18 protein-coding genes are annotated in these 23309 nt (G+C 54.7%); 14 read left to right on the forward strand and 4 right to left on the reverse strand.

Annotated elements, in window-relative coordinates:
• Nucleotides 1-173 precede the first annotated feature (173 nt).
• From EVJ32_RS02995 to EVJ32_RS03020, 6 genes are read left to right on the forward strand one after another with little or no spacing between them, the layout of a single operon-like run.
• Entirely contained in the window at nt 174-491 is a 318-nt protein-coding gene (locus tag EVJ32_RS02995; RefSeq protein ID WP_070328555.1) for an ArsR/SmtB family transcription factor, read from the forward strand.
• A gap of 13 nt (nt 492-504) precedes the next feature.
• A complete protein-coding gene (gene arsD, locus EVJ32_RS03000; RefSeq protein WP_131456514.1) occupies nt 505-864 on the forward strand; it encodes an arsenite efflux transporter metallochaperone ArsD in 360 nt (119 codons plus the stop codon).
• A 14-nt stretch (nt 865-878) separates the two neighbouring features.
• On the forward strand, nt 879-2636 hold the full coding sequence (arsA, locus tag EVJ32_RS03005) for an arsenical pump-driving ATPase (protein WP_236636086.1): 1758 nt from the start codon (nt 879-881) through the stop codon (nt 2634-2636).
• Nucleotides 2633-2911: a Fe-S cluster assembly protein HesB gene (locus tag EVJ32_RS03010; protein WP_131456518.1), complete on the forward strand. Its 279-nt coding sequence runs from the start codon at nt 2633-2635 to the stop codon at nt 2909-2911. Before arsA ends, EVJ32_RS03010 begins: the two co-directional genes overlap by 4 nt.
• A gap of 30 nt (nt 2912-2941) precedes the next feature.
• Nucleotides 2942-4228 carry an arsenic transporter gene (locus EVJ32_RS03015; RefSeq protein WP_131456519.1) on the forward strand — a complete coding sequence of 429 codons (1287 nt, stop codon included), beginning with the start codon at nt 2942-2944 and terminating at the stop codon, nt 4226-4228.
• 14 nt (nt 4229-4242) lie between these two features.
• The gene (locus tag EVJ32_RS03020; protein WP_131456521.1) at nt 4243-5901 is read left to right on the forward strand and encodes an FAD-dependent oxidoreductase; all 1659 of its coding nucleotides are present in this window, start codon (nt 4243-4245) and stop codon (nt 5899-5901) included.
• A gap of 30 nt (nt 5902-5931) precedes the next feature.
• On the opposite strand, the gene EVJ32_RS03025 is transcribed toward EVJ32_RS03020, so the two are convergent.
• On the reverse strand, nt 5932-7062 hold the full coding sequence (locus EVJ32_RS03025) for a GGDEF domain-containing protein (protein WP_131456523.1): 1131 nt from the start codon (nt 7060-7062) through the stop codon (nt 5932-5934).
• Between the two features lie 209 nt (nt 7063-7271).
• Between EVJ32_RS03025 and pulA the strand changes: the two genes are divergently transcribed.
• The 6 genes from pulA (at nt 7272) to EVJ32_RS03055 (ending at nt 16198) form a co-directional block, all read left to right on the forward strand.
• Entirely contained in the window at nt 7272-10190 is a 2919-nt protein-coding gene (gene pulA, locus EVJ32_RS03030) for a type I pullulanase (protein WP_236634066.1), read from the forward strand.
• Nucleotides 10191-10419: 229 nt separating this feature from the next.
• Nucleotides 10420-13266 (forward strand): EAL domain-containing protein, encoded by a 2847-nt coding sequence (locus EVJ32_RS03035; protein WP_131456525.1) that lies wholly within the window; start codon nt 10420-10422, stop codon nt 13264-13266.
• 110 nt (nt 13267-13376) lie between these two features.
• The gene (locus tag EVJ32_RS03040) at nt 13377-14453 is read left to right on the forward strand and encodes a nitric oxide synthase oxygenase (protein ID WP_131456527.1); all 1077 of its coding nucleotides are present in this window, start codon (nt 13377-13379) and stop codon (nt 14451-14453) included.
• Between the two features lie 19 nt (nt 14454-14472).
• Nucleotides 14473-14889: an RDD family protein gene (locus tag EVJ32_RS03045; RefSeq protein ID WP_236634065.1), complete on the forward strand. Its 417-nt coding sequence runs from the start codon at nt 14473-14475 to the stop codon at nt 14887-14889.
• 114 nt (nt 14890-15003) lie between these two features.
• On the forward strand, nt 15004-15855 hold the full coding sequence (locus EVJ32_RS03050; protein ID WP_131456531.1) for a DegV family protein: 852 nt from the start codon (nt 15004-15006) through the stop codon (nt 15853-15855).
• Between the two features lie 19 nt (nt 15856-15874).
• Nucleotides 15875-16198 (forward strand): thioredoxin family protein, encoded by a 324-nt coding sequence (locus EVJ32_RS03055; protein ID WP_070328566.1) that lies wholly within the window; start codon nt 15875-15877, stop codon nt 16196-16198.
• A gap of 428 nt (nt 16199-16626) precedes the next feature.
• Here EVJ32_RS03055 and EVJ32_RS03060 read toward each other — a convergent pair whose 3' ends face one another.
• The 3 genes from EVJ32_RS03060 to EVJ32_RS03070 form a co-directional block, all read right to left on the reverse strand.
• Nucleotides 16627-17352, reverse strand: coding sequence for a DUF4261 domain-containing protein (locus tag EVJ32_RS03060; protein WP_233589709.1), 726 nt, complete (start codon nt 17350-17352; stop codon nt 16627-16629).
• Nucleotides 17353-17437: 85 nt separating this feature from the next.
• On the reverse strand, nt 17438-19762 hold the full coding sequence (locus EVJ32_RS03065; protein WP_131456533.1) for an ABC transporter permease: 2325 nt from the start codon (nt 19760-19762) through the stop codon (nt 17438-17440).
• A 12-nt stretch (nt 19763-19774) separates the two neighbouring features.
• Nucleotides 19775-20473, reverse strand: coding sequence for an ABC transporter ATP-binding protein (locus tag EVJ32_RS03070; protein ID WP_131456535.1), 699 nt, complete (start codon nt 20471-20473; stop codon nt 19775-19777).
• A gap of 177 nt (nt 20474-20650) precedes the next feature.
• Here EVJ32_RS03070 and EVJ32_RS03075 point away from each other — a divergent pair, with 177 nt between their 5' ends.
• Nucleotides 20651-21481, forward strand: coding sequence for a DegV family protein (locus EVJ32_RS03075; protein ID WP_131456537.1), 831 nt, complete (start codon nt 20651-20653; stop codon nt 21479-21481).
• A gap of 121 nt (nt 21482-21602) precedes the next feature.
• Nucleotides 21603-23285 (forward strand): GGDEF domain-containing protein, encoded by a 1683-nt coding sequence (locus tag EVJ32_RS03080; RefSeq protein ID WP_131456539.1) that lies wholly within the window; start codon nt 21603-21605, stop codon nt 23283-23285.
• The last annotated feature ends 24 nt before the right edge of the window (nt 23286-23309 follow it).

Here is a 23309-nt window from a genome sequence, read left to right on the forward strand (position 1 = left end):
AAATGCGTCATTATATGAAGGAATAAGTTGAAACGATACATATTTGCACAACGTGTTTTATCATAGCGAACTTTTTCAGAAAAGACAATTGCAACTTGCAAAAAACTGTGGTAATTTCATAACGTAAAGGTTATATAACGGTTTTGTTATACATGGGGTAAAGGAGAATGACGATGCATACCGCAGAAGAACTGAGTAAAGTGCTCAAAGTGCTCGCCGACCCGACGCGGTTGACGATGTTAAAGCAAATGCAGGACGGGGAACAGTGTGCCTGTAGCTTCGTCGACTGCTTTGACATCTCGCAGCCGGCGATCAGCCGGCATTTGAAGATGATGCGGCAAGCGGGACTGCTGCTCGAGCGCCGGGACAAGCAATGGATCCATTATCGGTTGAACGAGGCGAGCCCGTTCTATTCGATCGTCGTCGATCTGCTCGGACAAGTCGAGATGATCGATGCGAGCTGTGACTGTGACGCCGAGTGTGCCATTTAAGGAGGAATAAACGATGAAACTTGAAGTATTCGAACCGGCCATGTGCTGTCCGACCGGACTATGCGGGCCGTCGATCGACCCGGAACTGACGCGGATCGCGACGATCCATTACGTGTTGAAACAACGCGGTTTCGACGTTGAGCGTTATAACCTCGCCTCGGAGCCGAACCGTTTCGTTGAAAACGCAAACGTGCAAGCCGAGATCACGAAAGGGCTCGACACGCTCCCGCTCACCGTCATCGATGGTGAGATCGTCAAACGCGGCGCCTACATGACGAATGAAGAGATTGCTGAACTGACCGGTCTCCCGGTCGCGGCGTTCGCGAAACAAGACGGCGAGAAACCGAAAGTCCGCATCACGCTTAAAAAATAAGGAGGCGCGTCATGATGAATCGCTTTGATTTTAATACGATTGAGCCGACCCGTTACATGTTTTTGACCGGGAAAGGCGGCGTCGGGAAGACGTCGACCGCCTCGAGCCTCGCCTTGACGCTCGCTGACCGTGGCAAGCGCGTCTTGCTCGTCTCGACCGACCCGGCAAGTAATTTGCAAGACGTGTTCGAGATGGAACTTGACGAGACACCGCGAGCAGTCCCGGGGACGGAGCTATTGATTGCGAACTTCGACCCGGAAGAAGCGGCAAAAGCGTATATGGAACGCATGGTCGGCCCGTATCGCGGCGTGCTCCCGGACGTCGCCATCCAGTCGATGGAAGAGCAACTGTCCGGTGCCTGTACGGTCGAGATCGCGGCGTTCGATCAGTTCACCGAGCTGTTGACGTCAGAGACGGCCCGTGACACGTACGACCATGTCATCTTCGACACGGCACCGACCGGGCATACGCTCCGGTTGCTCACGCTCCCGAGCGCATGGGACGAATTTTTAGAGACGAACACGACCGGCGTCTCGTGCCTCGGTCCGCTCGCTGGATTATCAGACAAGCAACATCAATATAAACGGGCGGTCGAGACGCTCTCGAACGGAGACGAGACGACACTGTTGCTCGTCGCCCGTCCTGAGACGTCGACGCTCGTCGAGGCGAGTCGTGCCGCGATGGAACTCCACGCCATCGGGATCGAGCGGATGCAGCTCGTCATCAACGGTGTCGTCGATCCGGCGGAAGGCACGGACCGTTATACGAGACGGTTCATCGAGCGCCAACAAGACGCGCTCGCCAACTTGCCACAAGGCGTCGACACGCTCGAGACGTTCACGCTCCCATACGCTTATGAGAACTTGGTCGGCGTCCCGGCGCTGCGCCGTTGGGTGAACGGGGAGGCGGTCGACGTACCGGATATGACATATGATGCGAGCCGTTACGGTTCGATCGATACGCTCGTCGATGAGATCGAAGCGGACGGTCCGAGCGTCATCATGACGATGGGCAAAGGTGGGGTCGGCAAGACGACGCTCGCCTCACTCCTCGCCGTCGCTTTAAGCGAACGAGGTCACGCCGTCCATTTGACGACGACCGACCCGGCGGCACACGTCGCTTTCACAATCGGTGAGGACGTGCCCGCCACGTTCACGGTCGACGCGATCGACCCGAAAGTCGAAATCGAAAACTATCGGGCCGACGTGTTCCATGAAGCAGGGGACATGACCGATGAACAGCGCGCGATGCTTGAAGAAGACTTGCGTTCGCCGTGTACGGAAGAGATCGCGGTGTTCCGCGCTTTCGCCGGTCAAGTCGCCAAAGCGAAAGACCGGTTCGTCGTCATCGACACGGCACCGACCGGACATACACTGCTCTTGCTCGACGCGACCGAGAGCTATCACCGTGAGCTCGAACGCTCGACCGGTGTCGTCCCGGAAGCGGTCCGCGAACTGTTGCCGAAGCTTCGTGACCCGAAACAGACGCACGTCGTCATCACGACGCTCCCTGAAGCGACACCGGTGTATGAAGCCGAGCGGCTCGTCACCGACTTGGAACGTGCCGGTATCAGTCCGTTCGCCTGGGTCGTCAACCAATCGTTCACACCGCTCGACGTCGAAAGCAAACTGCTCACGGCGAAAGTCGCGAGTGAGGCGATCTGGCTCGAACGGGTGAACGCGTATCCGCGCCCGACGCTATTGTCTTGGCAACAACACTTGCCGGTCGGCTATCCGGCGTTATCTCAACTATTGAAGGAGGAAGTCAAATGAACATCACGAATGAAGCAATCGATTTTATGAAAACAGCACTCGAGGATGAAGAAGTGAAATCAGTCCGGATTTGTACGGAAGCAGGGTGCTGCGGACCGACGCTCGGTCTCCACATCGCCGCCCCGGAAGCGACGGACGACGTGAAAGACTATGACGGCCTCACGTTCGCTGTCTCGAAAGACGCAGAAGCGATGGCCGAGAACGTCACGCTCGACGTCGAAATGACAGAAGACAGCGCAAGCCTGTTCTTACGCGGTCTTCAACAAACGTGCTAACAAAAATAGAGATTATTGGAGGAACTCATTGTGCAATGGATTGCTAGTATCATTTTCTTAGTGACGCTCTTCCTCATCATCAAGCAACCGAAAGGCCTCGGCATCGGTTACTCGGCGATGGGGATGGCGGCCATTGCCCTCATCACCGGGGTCGTCAATTTTGATGACGTCGGAACGGTGTGGGACATCATTTGGAACGCGACGTTTACGTTTATCGCCATCATTCTCATCTCGCTCATTTTGGATGAGATCGGATTCTTTGAGTGGGCCGCTTTACATATGGCTCGGATCGCCGGAGGCGGCGGTGTCAAACTGTTCGTCTACATCACGCTACTCGGTGCGCTTGTCGCCGCATTATTCGCGAACGACGGGGCGGCGCTCATCTTGACGCCGATCGTACTCGCGATGGTACGGGCGCTTAAATTACCGGACGCCGTCGTCTTGGCGTACGTCATCGCCTCGGGCTTCATCGCCGATACGGCAAGTTTGCCGTTCGTCGTCTCGAACCTCGTCAACATCGTCTCGGCCGACTTCTTCGGCATCGGTTTTGCTGAGTATGCAGCGCGGATGGTGTTCGTCAACGTGTTTGCCGTCGCCGGCAGTCTGCTCGTCTTGTACTTGTACTTTAAGAAAGACATCCCGAAGCAGTACGACTTGTCAAAACTCGTCGAGCCGAGCACGGTCATTAAAGACCATAAGATGTTCCGCTTGTCGTGGGTCGTCCTCGCGTTGCTCGTCATCGGCTACTTCACGAGCGACATCATCGGCATCCCGGTCTCGCTCGTCGCCGGTGTCATCGCCCTGTTCTTCCTGATCATGGCGAACCGTTCGCCTGCTGTGAAGACGGAGCAAGTCGTCAAAGGCGCGCCGTGGGCGATCGTCTTCTTCTCGCTCGGGATGTACATCGTCGTCTACGGTCTACAAAACGCGGGGCTGACACAAGTGCTCGCCAACTTCATCGATTGGTTCTCTGTCGATGTGTTCACGGCTACGTTCGGGATGGGCTTCTTGGCCGCGATCTTATCGTCGGTCATGAACAACATGCCGACCGTCATGATCGACGCGCTCGCCATCGATTTGACGAATACGTCGGGTCAGATTCGCGAAGCGCTCATCTATGCGAACGTCATCGGTTCCGACCTCGGACCGAAGATCACACCGATCGGGTCGCTCGCGACGCTGCTGTGGCTTCACGTGCTCCGGACGAAAGGACTTAAGATCGGTTGGGGGCAATACTTTAAAATCGGGATCGTCTTGACGATCCCAACGCTTGCCATCACGTTGCTCGGCCTGTATATCAGCTTACTACTATATTGAGGAGTGGATTTTCTATGAAGTTAGTCATCATCGGTTCAGTCGCTGCCGGCACATCAGTCGCGGCGAAAGCACGTCGTAACAACGAAGACGCACAAATTACGATTTACGACCGCGATTACGATATCTCCTACTCAGGTTGTGGGATCCCGTATTACGTCGGAGGCGAAGTCGAGTCACGCGATGACTTGACGCCACGCGACGCCGCTTTCTTCAAAAAGCGTTACAACATCGACGTCATGACGCGTCATAACGTGACGGCAATCGACAAAGACGCGAAGACGGTCACGGTCGAAAACCTGGAGACGGGTGAGACGTTCACGGACAGCTATGACGTCCTCGTCCTCGCGACCGGCGCTTCGAGCATCGTCCCGCCGATCCCGGGCGTGAAGTCAGATAACGTCTTCCCGATCCGCAACATCCAGAACGCGGAAGCGACACGCAACTTCGTCGACGCGACGAACCCGAAACATGCGACGGTCATCGGGGCCGGCTTCATCGGTCTTGAGATGGCCGAGCAGCTCAAACTGCGTGGCATCGACGTCACGATCATCGAGCGCATCCCGCAAGTGATGCCGCCGCTCGACAAAGACATGGCGTGCCGCGTCGAGGACCACCTCGAGAAGAACGGCATCGAGCTGTTGCTCGGTGAGACCGTGACAGAGCTCGTCGGCGACGGTCACGTCGAACGCGTCGTCACGGAAAGCGGGAAGACGATTGAGACCGACCTCGTCATCCTATCGGTCGGTGTCCGTCCGAACACGGAACTCGCCAAGTCGATCGGTGTCACGATCGGTGAGACGGGTGCGATCGCCATCAACGAACGGATGGAGACGAACGTGGACAGCGTCTATGCTGCCGGCGACGTCGCTGAAAGCGTCTCGCTCGTCACGGGTAAACCGATTTGGCGCCCACTCGGCTCGACAGCGAACAAGATGGGACGTTCACTTGGTGATCTCCTCACGGGCGGGGAACTCGAACACCGCGGCATCCTCGGGACGGGCATCTTCAAAGTGTTCGGCCTCGCAGTCGCGCAGACGGGTCTCTCGGAGCGTGAAGCGCGTGACCTCGGCTACGACGTCGAAGTGCTCCACAACACGAAACCGGACAAGCCGGCCTACATGGGCGGGAAAGACATGACGATCAAAGCGGTCGGCGACCGGGCGACACGTCAACTGCTCGGCGTCCAAATCGTCGGCTTCGAAGGCGTCGACAAGCGTATCGACGTGTTCGTCACGGCGATCACGTTCAAAGCGAAAGTTGATGATTTGTTCCACCTCGACCTCGCGTACGCACCGCCGTTTTCGACGACGAAAGACCCGGTCATGTACACGGGGATGGCACTGGCGAACAGCATGAACAAGTCGGCCCGTCTCATCACGCCGGCTGAGCTACAGCAGCGAATCGACGCGAACGAGGACATCCAGGTCATCGATACACGGAAAGCGGCGCAGTTTGAGAAGGCGTGCGTCGACTGTGCGGTCAACATCCCGCTCGGCAAGCTTCGCGAGGCGTCAAAAGACCTCGCGAAAGACAAGCCGACGGTCGTCTACTGCAACGGCGGCGTCACGGGGAACGCGGCGCAAAACGTGCTCCGTAACCTCGGTTTCACCGACGTCTACAACTTGTCAGGCGGCAACAAGAATTATCAGTTGTTTAAAAAATACGGTAACTAATCAATTAGACCCGACTCACATGAGTCGGGTCTAATTTGCATGTTGCTGATTCCATTTACTGACCCGGTTGCGACCGCTACGTTTGGCGACGTACAGACCGAGGTCGGACTTTTTGATGAGTTGTTCGGACGTGACGATCTTTGGTTCGGACGTACTTGTGACGCCGATCGAGACGGTGATGTCGAGCTGTTTGCCGTCCGGCAGCAAAAATGGACTTTCCGCGATTTGACGCAAGTAGCGGTTGGCGATGACGAACCCTTGCGACAAGTTGCAGTCCGACAACAGCACCGAGAACTCTTCGCCACCGTGGCGACACACCATGTCATCGGTACGGGCCGTCTCTGTGAGCCGTTTGCCAAGCTCGATCAAGATGGCGTCGCCGGCATCATGGCCATACGTATCGTTCACCGATTTAAAATGATCGATATCGAGTAAGAGCAGCGTGATGTCGTAAGGACTCGAGAACACTTCCTCGTCGACGCGCTTCATCTCCTCCTCGAAGCGACGACGGTTGCCAAGACCCGTCAAGGCGTCGGTGTAGGCGGCTTCTCGATATTTTGTGATCTGCCGTTCCGAGCGCTGCATTTTGCGGATGCCCCCATAGACGATATGAAGGACGAACCCGGTTGAATATCCAATTATGATGAAAGCGACCAACGTATAGACGTACATCCTTGGAGCGGCATAGTTACTAAAATTTAAGAGCGAGAATAAAATGATAAATCCGAGGGTGATGGCGTTGACGATGCGGATGTCCCGTGTCGGTTTGATCCGCTCCCGGAGTTTCATATAGACGACTGCGGTTGTGGCCGCGACCGTATAGTCGAGAAAAACGATTAACAGCAACGTATCCGATATGATGAACGGGAGCAGCAGTATGCTCGAGACGTACGTGATCCGGACGCCTTGGAGGCCAAAGTAAAGACCGGCAATGATGATGGGGACAAACCCGTACTGAAAGTCGGCTTGGGCGTTCCAGAGCACACCATGCAACGTAATCACGATCGTCAGGCCGGCGAGGAGTAGTGAAATCGTGATTTGCCGTCTTAACGGGAGCTTGCTCGTGAACCCGAGCTTCGTGAGGCGCGAGATCATATAAAGGCCGATCAGCAGTAAGCTGGCGTTGGCAATCAAATTATTGATTAAATTGGTCATCGACATTTTAAAAATACCTCCTCTAATATCTATATTCGGCAGAGGAGGATAAAAAAGCAATCATTTTGTGATGGGAAAATGAGTTCGAACCAACAAGTGGCTTGATCTGGGAAACGTTAGTAGTTTATTTAGAAAAGAATTGAAATTAAGGAAGCGAACGTTTACAATTTTTGTGTAAGCGTTTTCCTAAATTCATGCTACAAGGAGGGACCCACATGGTCAACAAACAATGGAAACCAGTATGGGCAGTTGTGCTAACGTTTGCACTGATTCTGTCGATGTTTCCGATGTCAGCGTCTGCCCTTGATAAAGAGTCGACGTTAGTCGTCGTCCACTATCAAGAGGCGCCAGACAATCAAATGGATTGGAACTTATGGCTTTGGGCGAATGGCCCAGATTACTTCCCGAACAAAGGCTTCGCCTTTAACGGCGAGGACGATTACGGAAAGGTGGCGGCCTACGAATTCCCGGTCGACTCACCTGAACAGATCGGTCTCATCGTCCGAACGGACAATTGGGACAAGGATAAAGGGTCGGAAAACGACCGCCTGATCACGAAAGACATGATCAAGGACGGTGTCGCCGAAGTGTGGATCAAGTCGGGCGACTCGAAAATCTACACGTCGAACCCGGATGGGGAGACGGCGAAGACGGAAGTCGACATGAAAGTCCACTACTTCCGCTATGACAATACATACACCGACTGGGGTGTTTGGACGTGGCCGGACGGTGGCGACGGTCAAAGCATCAACTTTGATGAGACGGACGCCTACGGCGGTGTCGCGAACGTGAAGTTTGCGAATCCGGACGCGAAACAACTCATCGGTCTGATCACGAAAAAAGGCGAATGGTCCGACAAGGACGGCGAAGACCGCTTCGCGCTCAGCACGGCGAAAGAGATTTGGCTCGTCGAAGGTGATTCGACGATTTACTATTCAGAGCCAGAAATCGACCGCTCACCAAAAATCGTCTCGTTCGAGGCAAACACGTTCCGTCAGGCGGAACTAACGCTCAACCGCGCGATCGATGAGCAGTTCCTTAGTGAATTGAAGGTCGATGGCGCGGCAGTCGAGTCGGTCGAGAAGACTGGCGACAAATCGGTCACGTTAAACTTCAGCGCTGATCTCGACTTGGCGCAAGTCATCACGGCGTCGCACCCGACGTTCGGTGACAAAGTGCTGCAAGCGGGCGACGTACTTCGGTCACCAGAATTCGATGCGAAGTATGCGTATAACGGCAAGCTCGGCATCACGTATCAAAAGTCGAAAACAAATTTCGTCTTGTGGGCACCGACGGCTCAAGACGTTTCACTCGAACTGTGGAACATGCCGAAAGACCGTCCGGCGAACGACAAGGATATCAAGAAAACGATTGCGATGAAACGCGGCGAGCGCGGCACGTGGACTGCTGAAGTCCGTGGCGACCTCGACGGCATCGGCTACACGTACAACGTCAAGCATGCGTCAGGCAGCGTCCGTGCGGTCGATCCGTATGCGACGGCGGTCGGCGTCAACGGGGACCAAGGGGTCATCGTCGACTTGAACGAGACGAAACCGAAACGGTGGAACTCGATGAAACCGAAGCTTCAAAACGCAACGGACGCGATCATCTACGAGACACACGTCCGTGACTTCTCGATCTTTGACGTCACATCGAACACGTACGATTCAGGAATTCGCTATAAAGGCAAATACCTCGGTGTCGTTCAACCGGGTACTCGTTTGATTGAAAACGGGAAGAAGACGGCGACGAAGACAGGCCTTGACCACGTCAAAGACCTCGGCGTGACGCACGTCCAGTTCATCCCGGTGTATGACTACAACACGGCCTCGGTCGACGAGACGAAACCGAACGCGACATACAACTGGGGCTATGACCCGAAAAACTATAACGCGCCGGAAGGCTCATACTCGACGAACCCTTATGACGCAAAAGTTCGAATCATGCAAATGAAAGAAATGATCCAAGGTCTCCACGACCACAACTTGCGTGCCGTCATGGACGTCGTCTACAACCACATGTTCGATGCGCAAGCTTCGAACCTTCATAAGATCGTACCAGGCTACTACTACCGTTACACGGCAGGCGGCGACTTCGCGAACGGGACGGGCGTCGGCAACGACACCGCGTCTGAGCGCAAGATGATGCAAAAACTCATCGTCGATTCAGTCGTCTACTGGGCGCAAGAATATCATTGGGACGGGTTCCGCTTCGACCTCATGGGCATCCACGACGTCGAGACGATGAACCAAGTCCGTCAAGCGCTCGACAAAGTCGATAAATCGATCCTCGTCTTCGGCGAAGGTTGGGACCTCAACACACCACTCGACCCGGCACTGAAAGCGAACCAAAAGAACGCCTACAAGATGCCCCGCGTCGCTCACTTTAACGACAACATCCGTGACGGCTTGAAAGGCAGCGTCTTTATCGACACGGACAACGGCTTCATCAACGGCAAAGACGGTCTTGAGAACCGCATCAAGACGGGAATCGTCGGTGAGATCGACTACAATGCCGAGATCAAAGGCTTCACGAAAGAGCCGACGCAAGCAATCACGTACGTCGAAGCGCACGACAACCACACGCTTTGGGACAAGCTCGAACTCACGAATAAAGAGACGGCGGAAGCGGACCGGACGAAGATGCATCGTCTCGCGTCAAGCATCCTCTTGACGAGCCAGGGGACGACATTCCTCCACGCCGGGCAAGAGTTCATGCGGACGAAAGAAGGCGACCACAACTCGTACAAATCACCAGACCGCATCAACCAAATGGATTGGAAACGCGCCGCTGACCGTAAGGCGGACGTCCAGTACATGAAAGGCTTGATCGAGATGCGTAAACAAAACCCAGGGCTTCGCATGACGAAAGCGACTGACGTCAAGAAGAACGTCAAGTTCTATCGTTCTGCGCCAAACGTCATCACGTATTTGATCGATGACAAAGCGCCTGGCCAGAAGAAAGACTTGTTCATCACACATAACGCCAACGCAGAAACGGTCAAAGTGAAACTTCCGACAGGACAGTGGAACGTGATTGTCGACGGCAGTCAGGCAGGAACGAAGACGATCAAACGCGTCTCGGGCTATGTCGACGTGCCATCGTATGCGACGGTCGTCGTAAAACAACCATAATGCGCGAGACCACGGAGCCAACATCCGTGGTCTTTTTTACGTCGTCATCGTGTGGGAGAGGAGTAGGTTAACAGCACATTAAGGCATGACATTTTTTTGAATATATGTGTGTAAATCGGTACATTTCCCTTATTTGCAAAATGCAGAAGCGTTTTCAACTAATCAATCTTGTATAATCAAGTTAACACGTATCGAAACGTGACATTTGTCACACGAAGGAGTGGTACACATGGGCTTCTTTCGTAATTGGAAGCATGTATTGGAATCAAACGTTGAGCAGGCCGAGCATGAGGGGCAAATCAATATCGATCCGTTATTGCTCGATCAATATCCGGACGCGGTGTACGTCCTTGATCGAGATTTGAACTTCATCGACTCGAACGAAAAGTTGTCGCTTCTCTTCAACAGGGAAGAGGAACGTTTCGTCGATCCTGCCTCCTGGCTTCCAAAACTAGAAAGCGAACGTGTTCACGCCTTTCATCAGCGGGCGCTCCATGGGGAGACGGTCCATTATGAACTGAAAGCGCTGAATGCGGACAAGCGACGCATTCATCTGTCGGTCACGAATACGCCGCTCTATACCGGCCGGGTCATCACCGGCCTGTACGGCGTCGTCAAAGACTTGACGACCCAGACGGAACTGCGCGAACGATACAATCGGATGAAAGTGGGACGGACGCTGTTCGAGCGCATCCCGGGTCTCATCCTGATCGAACTTGACCTCGAGTCTGGCGAATTTTATCATTCACCGCAGACGGGTGAACTGCTCGGGCTGTCTAAACGTCAGTTAGGGGGAATGGAGCGCGAGCATTTCCGTAATATGATTCATGAGAATGAACGTGAAGCGTTTGCGGCGGCCGTCGAGTCGCTTATCAATGACCCCGAACAGCACGATTATGAGACTCAAGTCAAAGCGTTCAATCCGAAGCAACAAAAATATTTGGACTTGATTGTCCACGTCGGGATATCGAAAGATCGGAAATCGGTGACGTGGGCGATGTTTGACCTCACGAACTTGGTCGATGCCGAATCGGCGCTCACGAAAGAACGGTTAAAAGTGAAACAACTGTGCGAAATCGTCGACTCGGTCATTTTTGAACGTTACTTCGAGACGAAACAGTTCAAATTTTTGACACCGGGCTTCTCGCTCATCTTCGGTTATACGGAAGACCAATTCAATACGCACCCGGACTATTGGCAGCGTATCGTCGTGCCGGATGACCTTCCGAAAATCAAACAGGCACGCGAAATGACGCTCAGCGGAAAACCGGTGACGTTTTCCTACAGAATCTTCGCCAAAGGGAACGTCAAGTGGGTCGAAGAGAACCGGGAACCGATTTTCTCTGAAGGTGGAATCGTCATCGGTTTTCGGACGCTCGTCAAAGACATCACCCAACTGAAAGAACAGCAACAAGAGATCTGGCGCCTCGCCTCGCTCGACCCGATCACGAACATGCCGAACCGTGAATCGATCACAGGATCGGTCTATCAACTCACGCGCAAACGCGACCCGTTCACGTTGTTCTCGCTTTCGTTCAACCGCATCACTGAAATCAACAATACGTTCGGCTACGAGCTCGGTGACGAGTGGCGTGTCGCGACGGTGAACCAATTGATTCGTCTGTTGCCACAAGACGCCTTGCTCGGTCATCTCGATGCGGATAACGTCTTGATCGTGTTGCCACGCCGGATGGAAGACCCGGAAGTGCTCGCGCTCGGGAAAGAGTTTGGGACGCTGTCGAAGCACCGGTTCCGTATTGACGCGTATGACTTGTTCGCGCGCATCTCGATCGGCGTGAGCCGCTATCCTGAAGACGGGGCACAGGCGAGCGAACTGATCAAGCACGCGTGTGTCGCCATGAACCGGGCCGATAAAAAGTTCGGGACGAAACTCGAACTGTATTCGTCCCAAATGGACATCGAGTCACTTAAACGCTACGAGCTGTTGCGCGATATGCGAGGTGCGCTGAAAAACAACGAGTTTTATTTGATGTATCAACCGAAAGTGAACGCCTGGACCGGTCAAATCGTCGGAGCCGAGGCGCTCATGCGTTGGACGCACCCGACGTGGGGCTCGATCTCGCCGGCTGAATTTATTCCGCTCGCCGAGGAGAGCAACCTCCATCTCGACTTGACGAACTGGTTGATCGAGGAGGTGTGCCGCTATATCACGTCGCTCAAACATCGAGTCCCGATCTCGATCAATGTCTCGGCCAAATACTTGTATCAAGAACGGTTTGAACGCGTGTTTGAAGAGATGTTAGACCGCTTCCACGTCCCGGCGTCGTATCTCGAAGTCGAGATCTCGGAGACGTCACTGTTAGACGACGCCCAGCAGATCACACAGGCGTTCGAGCGGTTGAACAACCTCGGTATCCCAATCGCGTTTGACGACTTCGGGAAAGGTTATTCGTCGCTTGCTTACTTGCAGGCGTACAGTGCCCAGACGATCAAGATCGACCGCATCTTCGCCCATAACGTCAATCAAAGCCGAAAAGCCCAAGGCATCATCCGGAGTCTGCTCCTCATCGCCGAAGAGTTCGGGATGAACGTCGTCGTCGAGGGTGTCGAGATGATGGATGACCTGCTTCGGCTCCGTGAGTTCGGTTGTCACGTCATTCAAGGTTTCATTTTCAGCCGACCGTTGCGAGAATCCGATTTTGAACAAGCGCTTGAAGCGGGAACGCTCATCCCGATCGAAGAGTACGTCGAGACGATCCAACCGTCGAACCGGTTGATCCACGCCGGCATCACGATCACACGCCTGCGCAATCAAGCGGTCGCGGTCGGGACATCGCCGATCGTCATTATGAAGCGCGGTTTTAAAGCGATCGCCTTTTATAGCTCGATTCGGTTACCGGTCGACAGTGATATCAATCTCGTCATCTTGCTTGACGACGGGCAGCCGTCACTGCCGATTCAAGTGACGCGATTGACCGAGCTCGCGAACGGATTGTATCAATATGAAGCGACGTACGAACAGACCGTCGAACTCGAGAAACGGTTGACCGCGCTTGAGAGTGACAAACCGCGCGGCTTCACGATTCAACAAGCGAAAGATTTAGTCGAAGAATGAGACACAGCGAGCCGGATTTGCCGGCTCGCTTTTTGTGCGCCCTAAAACTAGAAACGGGACGTGATTTTCTCTAAGATGGAAGGGACAGATTAGAAGAGGAGACAGAAACGATGGATCGACTACAGGCAGCCCGCCACTTTTTCTCACAACTTGATGGGGAGCATACCGAACGGTTACGGGAGATCGAAGCCGAAATCGAGCGGACCGGGACGTACACGCTCACGACGGACGAATTGGCGTCCGGGGCACAACTCGCATGGCGCAACTCGAACCGCTGCATCGGCCGCTTGTTTTGGCAGACGCTCACCGTCCATGACGCGCGTGACGCGGAAACGTTCGATGACGTGTTTGAAGCAATCGTCGCCCATCTTCGCTACGCGACGAACGGCGGAAAGATCCGCTCGACGATGACCGTCCTCCCGAACCATTTTCGGATTTTGAACACGCAACTCATCCGTTATGCGGCGTACGAGACGACAGACGGCATCGTCGGTGACCCGCTATCGCTGTCGATGACGAGACAAGCGATGCGTTTTGGGTGGGTCGGGGCCGGTACTGCTTTCGATCTGTTACCGCTCTTGCTTACAGACGGGAACGAGATCCGCATGTATGAACTGCCGGCCGACGCCGTGCTCGAGGTCGACATTCGCCATGACGACGTCGATTTGTTCGGGGGACGTGACGTCAAGTGGCACGCCGTCCCGGCCATCGCTGACATGGAGCTTGAGATCGGTGGACACCGCTTCACATCGGTCCCGTTCAACGGATGGTACATGGAGACAGAGATCGGGGCGCGCAACCTCGCCGACGTCGAGCGCTATAACCTGCTCCCGCTCGTCGGGGTATCACTCGGTCTCGATACGTCAAAAGAGCGGACGCTCTGGCGTGACCGCGCCCTCGTCGAGCTGAACGTCGCCGTCTTGCAATCGTTCGAGCGCGCCGGCGTGACGATTGTCGACCATCATACAGCGGCGAAACAATTTAAACGGTTCGAGAAAAATGAGACGGACGCCGGTCGTGACGTGACCGGACAGTGGAGTTGGCTCATCCCGCCGCTGTCACCGGCCTCGACCCACGTCTTTCATCGCCACTATGATGACAAGATTGTGACGCCGAACTTGTTCGCGCGGTCAGGTTGTCCGTTTTCAGCGTTTCAAGCCAAGCCAAAAGAGGAATCTAAAGGCTAGGAAACGAAACGAAAGGATGATGAACGTGGCAGTCCCAATCTGGAAACGCGCTGTAGCTAGTCGAATCGATAAAATCCTATTAGAAGCACCCGCGAAACTCGTCGAGAAGACGATCCGTAAAAGAATTTGGCCGGATAAAGAAGTGAAGCATTATTACTTACCGACAATCGTCTCCATCGCAGGAGAAGCCTACTTCTTGCTCAACCGGGACGGGCAGACGATCGGCGACAAAATCGTCGGGATTAAAGTCGTGAGCCAAGACGGCCGGCCGCTAACGCTCGAACAAGTCATGAAACGGACGCTCTACAAGGACGTCGTCTATCCGGCGACGCTCGGTCTACCACTTCTTCGTGCACTTCAACAGATGAAGTCGAATAAAGACCTCGAACTGCCGCACGATGAGTTCGCCCATACAAAGCTGATTTCGACAAAATGAACGGGAGCAGGGCGATTCCGCAATCGTTCTGCTTTTTTCTTCGGGGAAGTGGCGGGGAAAATGGGTTATAATAAAAGAGGAAAAAATTGAACGACTACTGGAGGACTATTTGTTATGACAAAAATTGCATGGATTACCGATAGTATGGCTAACTTCTCGAAAGAGGAGGCCGCCCAGCTCGGCGTTGAGATCGTCCCGATCCAATTGATCGTCGATGGGAGCGGCTACAGTGAAGTCGACCTCTCGATTGAGGACTTGCACCGCTACATGATTGACCAAAAGAAAGAAGCGAAGACGTCGCAACCGATTTTTGGTGACTTCATCTCGCGTTATGAGCGCTTAAAAGAAGAAGGGTACGATTGCGCCATCGCCGTCCACTGTTCGAACGGATTGAGCAGCACCGTCAAAAACTCGAGTGCTGCGGCCGAAGCGGCTGGATTTGAAGTGCATACGGTCGACTCGCACGCGGCGCTCGAGGCGCAGCAAGAGCTCGTCCGTCTCGGTCTCGCTGCCGAGAAGGAAGGCAAGTCGGTCGAGGAGATCGTTGCTCTTCTCGAAGCATGGCGTGACAAGAAAAACTTCTTCATGATCATCGGGAACATGGAGACGATGCGCCGAGGCGGACGTGTGTCATCAGGTGAGATGTTCCTCGCGAACATCTTGAACATCAAACCGATCATCACGCTCGACGAATCCGGGAAAGTCATCCCGTTCAAGAAAGTGCGTTCGATCAAAAAAGCGTACGCTGAGATGGTCACCGAACTCGAACGTCTTCATGCGGCGAACGGGATCTATAACAACCGCGTCTTCGTCCAGACGGCGCTCGCGCCAGAGATGCAAGACAACCTCGTCGCCCTCATCCAAGCGAAATTGCCGGAGGTTGAGGTCGTGAAGACACGTTTCTGTCCGTCGATTGCGGTCCATGCCGGCTTTGAGACGGTCGGTGTGCTTTGGCTCGACGCTTAAGTTGAAAGGGGGAGACAGCATGGAGGCAGTGAAGGCACTGACGACATTGAAAGAGCGGGTCGCGGATGCCGAGCAGTTGCTCGTCTATGTCTCGCACCCGGGATGCAGCGTTTGTCACTCGCTCAAGCCGCAAGTCGAGGAGATGCTCGTTGATTTTCCCGACATCGAGGCGGTCGCGGTCGATTCGGACGAAGTGCCGGATATCGCCGGCGCCTATTCGATTTTCACCGTACCGGTCGTCTTGTTCTTCATCGACGGCAAAGAGATGCTCCGCCGGGCCCGGTTCGTGCCAATCGGTGAGTTGACCCACCAACTCGAACGGCTCCAAGAGATGAGAAAGTAAATCCACAGACGTGTGTCTGTGGATTTTTTTGATTGTCGTGATGATTTAGGTAAAATTAGTGAGGTTAGGAAGGGTGCGACCATTACTTTTTGCCGCTCGACATGCCGAAACAACAAGAGCTCACAGACGAATGATCTGTGAGCTCTTGTTTACTTTAGGGGCTGGTAGCGAGTGGATGGACCGTTTCCGACACGGATGATTTTCCGTTCGGCTATTAGCTGTTCGATTAGTTTTCGAACAGTACCTTTTTGTTGCTCGTCCGATGGCGCCCCGACTCCTGCAGGAAAGCAATCCGACGGAGACCCAGCAGCGACGCGAGTCGCGATGCGGCTCCGGGATTGCCTGCGGAAAGCGTGGGCGCCGGAAGGACGAGCGATATCAAAAAATCGATCAATCTGGATGTGGGTCCAAATTAATCGATTGACATGTTATTCTGCAATTTGTGGTACGAGATAGATCAAGCCGAACGGGTTATGGAGCAAGTTGTCGATTGATGTGCGCTCGTCTTCGCCCATCTCGACCGTGAACGTCTTGCCGTCCTCGAACGTGAAGCTATCGCCATCACCGAACATCGATCCGCCTGCGATCAAATGGAAGTTGAACGAATGGATGACGTGGATCGCGTCTTCGATCTCGAGCGTTTCTGGTACGGCGACGTCGGCATGGCCGAACGCTTTCATGCCCCACGATACGTACGCCGTCTCTTCTTCCGTGATGGCGGTGAGGAGCGAGTAGTCGAGGGCGAGGTCTTCTTCTTTCGACGCTTGCCATTCGTCTTTCGAATAAGCGACGCCTGCCGTCTCGACCATGACACCGAGTCCGCCGGCGTTCAACAGGGCGTTCGCCCCGCGACGGGCCGCGGCGATGTCTGTCACATCATTGACGTCGCCGATCAAATAGACGATATGCGTGTGGCGCGTGAGTCCTTTGGCGATTTTCGGTGTGAAGCCGCTCGTGCTGGCGTGAATCATCGCCTCGGCGAGCGCCGGGTCGCGTTCGACGACTTCGACGGTGAACGCTTTTCCGGTCTCGTCTTCTAACAGCAACAGACCGGCCATCGTATAGCCTTCGCTATGTAAACTGATTTTTTCGCTCACGGCCTCGGCCGATGGCCAGTTTCCTGGGATGGCGAGCAATACTTGTGTACGGTTCATTAGAATCATCCTCTTCTGCAAATAGTTAGGCCCCTCAAGCGAGAGGCCTAGTCTCTTCTCTTATTATGCCCTATTTCGAGCAAAATTATTCTTGATACGTCTTCAACACTTCTTGGAGCGGGATTTGATCGATCTTGCGCCGGCTGATGAACGTGCTGACGAAGAACAAGAGCGTGACGGCCCCGACCGTATAGAGCACGTATATCCATTCAAACTCGAGCGGCAAGACGAGCCCGTAGTCCTCGGCGAAGACGACGATGATTATCCGGAGGACGACGAGGGCGATCGGGATGCTCAGGAGTGCCGAGATGAGTGCGTAGACGAAGTAGCTGTCAAGAATCATCGAGCGGACCTCACGTCGATTATACCCCATCACTTTGAGGAGCGAGATGACGTAATAGTTCTTCTCGACCGTGAGCGCGGTCAAGACGAACAAGATGCTGAAGGCGATCAAGGCGGAGCCGCCGATCATGACGTTCATCATCAAATTCATATATTCGTTGATCGACTCGGACTGTTCGATCAAACCGTCGCGCGACAGAATCGTCGGATACACCGACTCGTCCGGCCGTTCACTGGCGTAGACGCCGTTGAACAAGTCGCTCGAGGCGCCGTCTGTCAGCTCGTTGCTGAGCATTTCAATTGGTAAATAGACGACGTCACCCGTGAAGTCGTCGGCGATGCCGAGGATCGGGTACGATAACGTCTCCCCGTCGAGCTCGACATCGATCGTGTCGCCGACGTCAAAACTCTGTTTTAAGGCGAGCGGTTCGGTGACGATGACGCCATCGGTTGCAGGGGTCAATTCGTTCCCGTCCCGGTCTTGCAACCGGTAGAGCGTGTTGTCGTCGCTCAAGCCTTTAAGGGTGACGAGTTGATCATCGACGAACGCGAACGGATAGGCGAGGAACGGTTCCTGACCGTCGGCGAGCATTGGCGGCGATTCCGTGTTCGCGTACGCCTCATACGCATAGTCGACGTCGTTCAATCCGCCGACCGTCATCCGGTCGACGGCCCCGTTCATCATGAGTGCGAACACGATCAACAATGTCGAGAACAAGATACCGAGGAAGAAGATGATGAAGCTGCCCGTGCTTTTGACGGCGTATAAATATTTGAACTTCGTTTTCCCGCTGGCCTGGCTTAGCATTCGGCTGACGAGCCGGCTGAGCCGATTGAGCGATATGTTGTCGCGCGGTGATAACAGTGCGAGCGCGCTCTCGCCCATGAGCTTGTAGATGACGGCACCGGCGACGATGCCGAAGAAGACGAGCGGGACGAAGACGGCGGTCAAAAAGACGAGCGGGTTTTGAGCGATCGTGATCGATGGCAACAGATAGAAGTCGAGATACAGGTTTTTGAGCGGGTCGGCGAAGTAGAGGCCGAGGAAGTACCCGATGACGAGCATGAGCGTCGCGAACACCAAGATGAGCACCAAGTAGGGGGCTGAAATCTGGCGCCGGTTGTAGCCGATCGCTTTCAACAGCCCGATCTGACCACGTTCGGTCTCGAGCATGTTCGAGATGAGAATGGCGACGATGATGACGGCGATCGAGACGATGAATAGGCTAAGTCCGAGCGCCATCGCTTTCCCCGACGAGATCTCACTATAGATGGCCCCGCTGCGCATAATATTCTCCGTCTCCATGACCGAGACGACGAACGGGAGCTCGACGGTGTTGATCGCGCCGTCCGTGACGCCTGCGAGCCGGAACGATTCCGTGCCGACGACCGCTTCATACGCCTCGTCCGTCATGAGCAGGAGCGTCTGCGTCCCGGCGTCGAGATTGAAGAAGTTCTCATCGAACAGCGGGAGCGTATAGTCCGGGAACAAGACGAAACCGCTCACCGTGAACGGCGTGCCGAGGTCGATCGTGTCACCGACCTCGATCCCGTTCTTCTCGGCGTATTTGGCGTTGAGCGCGACCTCGTCGTCCGTCGTCGGACGCGAGCCCGCTTCGAGGTAAGACTGATTGATCGTCATTGTTTCTTTTAAGACGAGCCCCCGATGTTCACTGCCCGCGAATGGATAAGTGATCAGTTTGGATTCGCGAAGTTCGATTGTCGCCTCGGGCATGACGGATTCGACCGCGTCGATCCGGGCGCCGATCAAGTCGTCGAAGCGTTTCGGGTCGACCTGTTTCAAGTCGGCGAGCGTATATGTGCCCGAGGCGACGTGGGAGGCGATTTCGGGGTCGTTCGCTTCGTCCTCGGTGACGCGGTTGAGCATCTCGACGGCGAAATCCTCTTGGTTCGACGACGCCAAATAGTCCTCGGTCGGGACCTCGATCCCGCTGATGCCGTAGAACATCATCGTATAGGTGAGCGAGCTCATGACGATGATGATGGCGATGGCGACGAGCTGCATCCATTTGCCGACGAGCGTCTTCAAAACGTTTTTATACAGCATGGTCGAAACCTCCTAACCCCAAGCGATGTCTTGCGCGGCTTGTCGGACCGGGTTGTGCGTCAGTTCGACGATGCGTCCCGAGTTCATCTTGATGACGTCGTCGGCCATGGCGCTGATGCCGGTGTTGTGGGTGATGACGACGACGGTCTTGCCGTACGTCGTGTTCAATCGTTCGAGCAGCTCGAGCACTTTCTTCGAGTTGTCCTCGTCGAGCGAGCCGGTCGGTTCATCGCAAAAGATGATCGACGGGTTTTTGGCGAGACTCCGGGCGACCGAGACGCGCTGCTGCTCACCGCCGGACAGTTGGTACGGGTACTTGTCGCGCGAAGGCGACAGCCCGACCTGCTCTAACAGCTCGTCGATACCGAGCGGTTGCGTCGACAGGTCGGCCCCGATCTGGATATTTTCGTAGACGGTCAAGTTTTGGAGCAAATTGTATTGTTGGAAGATGAAGCCGAGATGGTCGCGCCGAAACGCCGTCATCTGTTCCGGGGACAGGTCGGTCAAGACGGTGTCATCGAACGTGATGTTCCCGGACGTGACCGTATCGAGCCCGCTGATGACGTTCAAGAGTGTACTCTTGCCGCTGCCGCTCGGTCCGAGGATGACGACGAACGCCCCATCGTTGATCGTCAAGTCGACGTCTTTCAAGGCGGCCGTCTCGATGTCACCGGTCTTATAAATCTTATTGACGTTCTCGATTCGAATCATAAAAAAACGCCTCCTTTGTCCATGTTATCTTTTACCCGTTTCGGGCGGATTGTGGACCTTAGAGGTTTGAACGTTTGACGAAGACGGGTACATTTTTTGAAAAATTAGTGAAACCGTTTCACCTGTGATAAAATCATACTACCAGGTACTAATCACGATTTTAAAGGAGAGGCTCACATGAAAATTGCCTACATCACGGACAGCACGGTCGTCTTGCCAGATTCGATCAAACACCACCCAGACATCCATATCGTCCCGCTTTACGTCGTCAAGGGCGATCAACCTTATAAAGACGGCATCGAAGTCGACGCCGAGACGGTGTACGACTGGATCGATGCCGGCGAGCGCGTCTCGACGAGCCAACCGGCAATCGGGGATTTCGCCACGCTGTATGAAGAGTTGAAGCCGAAGTATGACATGGGCATCGCCGTCCACCTGTCGTCTGACTTGAGCGGCACGTACTCGGCGTCGATCCAAGGGGCCGAGATCGCCGAGTTCAAGCTGCTCGCCATCGATTCACGGTCGGGTATTTATACGATGGGTCTGTTGCTCGAAGAACTGATCGAGCGCGTCGAGCGCGGAGACGCCCTTGATGACGTCGAGGCGTACATGAAACAGCGCGTCGAGGACGTCCGGATCGAACTGACGATTCAAAATTTGACGCAAATGCAAAAAGGTGGACGCATCTCGAAATCAAAAGCGCTCATCGGCAACATGCTGCAGCTGAAGCCGGTGCTCCGCTTCGAGGACGGGCTCATCGTCCCGTATCAGACCGTACGGACGTATAAAAAGGCGCAAGCCCACTTGTTCGAGGTCATCCGGGCGGCGATCGAGTCAGGCGAATGCACGGACGTCTCGATTTTCCACGGGAACGTGCCGGAGCTTGCGGAGTCGTGGAAACAGGAACTCGGCGACAAGGTGCCGATCCGCGTCGACACGCTCGCGCCGCTACTCGGGGCCCACACCGGGTCCGGCTCGATCGGCATTTCTTATTTGAAAGCGAAATAACGGACAGACCGTGGCGTGCGCCACGGTTTTTTTCATTGTCACAACTTTCAAACAACGACTGGAATGTTTCCCCGAAACCCTTCATACTGTTAAGGAATGTTACAAGAAAAGGGGGGAGACGATGCGGTTTCGGAAGTATCTCATAAGGAGCTGGCTTTCGTGGTCGCTCGTCTTCATCGGGATCGTCTATTACATGTGGACCGATATGGAAACGTTCGATTGGACGTTCTTCTGGTTCATCTACACGCTCGGTGCCTTGTTCGTCATGAACCCGTTAAAGCGGCGGCATCTGCACTTCACATTCCACGAGCTGTTCGTCTTCATGACGTTCTTCTTGTACGGGCTCGTCCCGGCACTTTTAATGGGGCAATTGCTGTTGTTGACGTTCCAGGCACGGGCGTTCAACAGGAAAGTCGGCCGCCGGCGTTTCTTACACTTTTATCCGCTCAACACGCTGATCGAGGCGATGATTCTCGTCATCCCGGGTCTCGTCTACTTTTCGCTCGGCGGTGAGATCGGGTCGACCGTCCACTTGCTTGAGCAGGGAGCGGCACTGATCGGTTTCTTCGGAGTGCTTTATCTCGTCCTCGGCTTTAGCTTCGTCATGTCCCGGTTCTTGATCGGGGAGAGGATCCCGCTACCGATTATGTGGCGTCTGTTACGGTTCGATTGGCTCGTTATCTCACTCGAGCTGTTGTTCACGATGGTCGCGCTCGAGGCGTTCCAACTGTTCGGGTATGTCGGGTTGATGGCGACGTTCCTGCTCTTGTCGATCTTGAAGATGGGGTTGTCGAAAGCGACACAGACAGAAGAAACGCAATCGAAGATCGATCAAGTCGAGCGGTTGAAAGAACAGCTCTATCGCGTCGACAGCGAAGCGCTGTTAATTGAAAAATTTTGGAACGGCTTACGGGAAGTCGTCGAGGTCGAGCGTGGTTGGCTTCAAATCAATCGAGACGGGGACCAGACGTTTTATGATGTACGGGGGCGGAAAGCGGAAGCGGTCGCTGATGCGTATACGCTCGAGCGGCACCGTGACGCGAGTGAGCCGTACTTTCTGTACGATTCGCTCCACGAGTGGCATCCGGAGCTTCAGGCGAACCAAAGCGAACTACATCATTCCGCGCTCGTCATTCAACCGGTGACGAGCACGACGAACGCGGTCAGTTGTATGATTTCGACGACGGCGAACGGGGCCTATGATGAGGCGCTCGCGGTCGAGATTCACCGCTTGCTCAAGACGCTATCGTGGTCACTCGAGCGGATCGATGAACGGGATCGGCTCCAGCACGAGAGTCTGACCGATCCGTTGACCGGGTTGCCGAACCAGCGGGCGTTGAAACGTTGGACGAAAGAGCGATTGAACGACGTCGCGTCGTATCCGTTGTCGGTCTTCTTGGTTGACCTCGACCATTTTAAATCGATTAACGATACGTACGGCCATGCGTTCGGTGACGAAGTGTTGATTGAAGCGGGGGTCCTGTTCAACCGGCTCGTCCGGAGCAGTGACCTCGTCACGCGTTACGGCGGCGAAGAGTTCGTCTTCGTGTTCCCGAGGACGAACGAGGCGGCGGGGATTGTGACCGGTGAGAAGATTCGGCAAGCGCTCCGGTCACACCCGTTCGGGACGGAAGGAATCCGGGTCCAAGTGACGGCGAGCATCGGCATCGAGACGATTCATGAATACGAAGAGCTCGATACGGTGTTGCGGCATGCCGACCGGGCGATGTACGTCGGGGCGAAGTTTAACGGGCGCGACCGTGTCGCCCATTACCGGGACACATCGACCGAACGAATTCAATGAAAAAAGGAGGACCGTTAAACGGTT

Source organism: Exiguobacterium sp. SH5S4, from assembly GCF_004337045.1.
Taxonomy (GTDB): domain Bacteria; phylum Bacillota; class Bacilli; order Exiguobacteriales; family Exiguobacteriaceae; genus Exiguobacterium; species Exiguobacterium aurantiacum_A.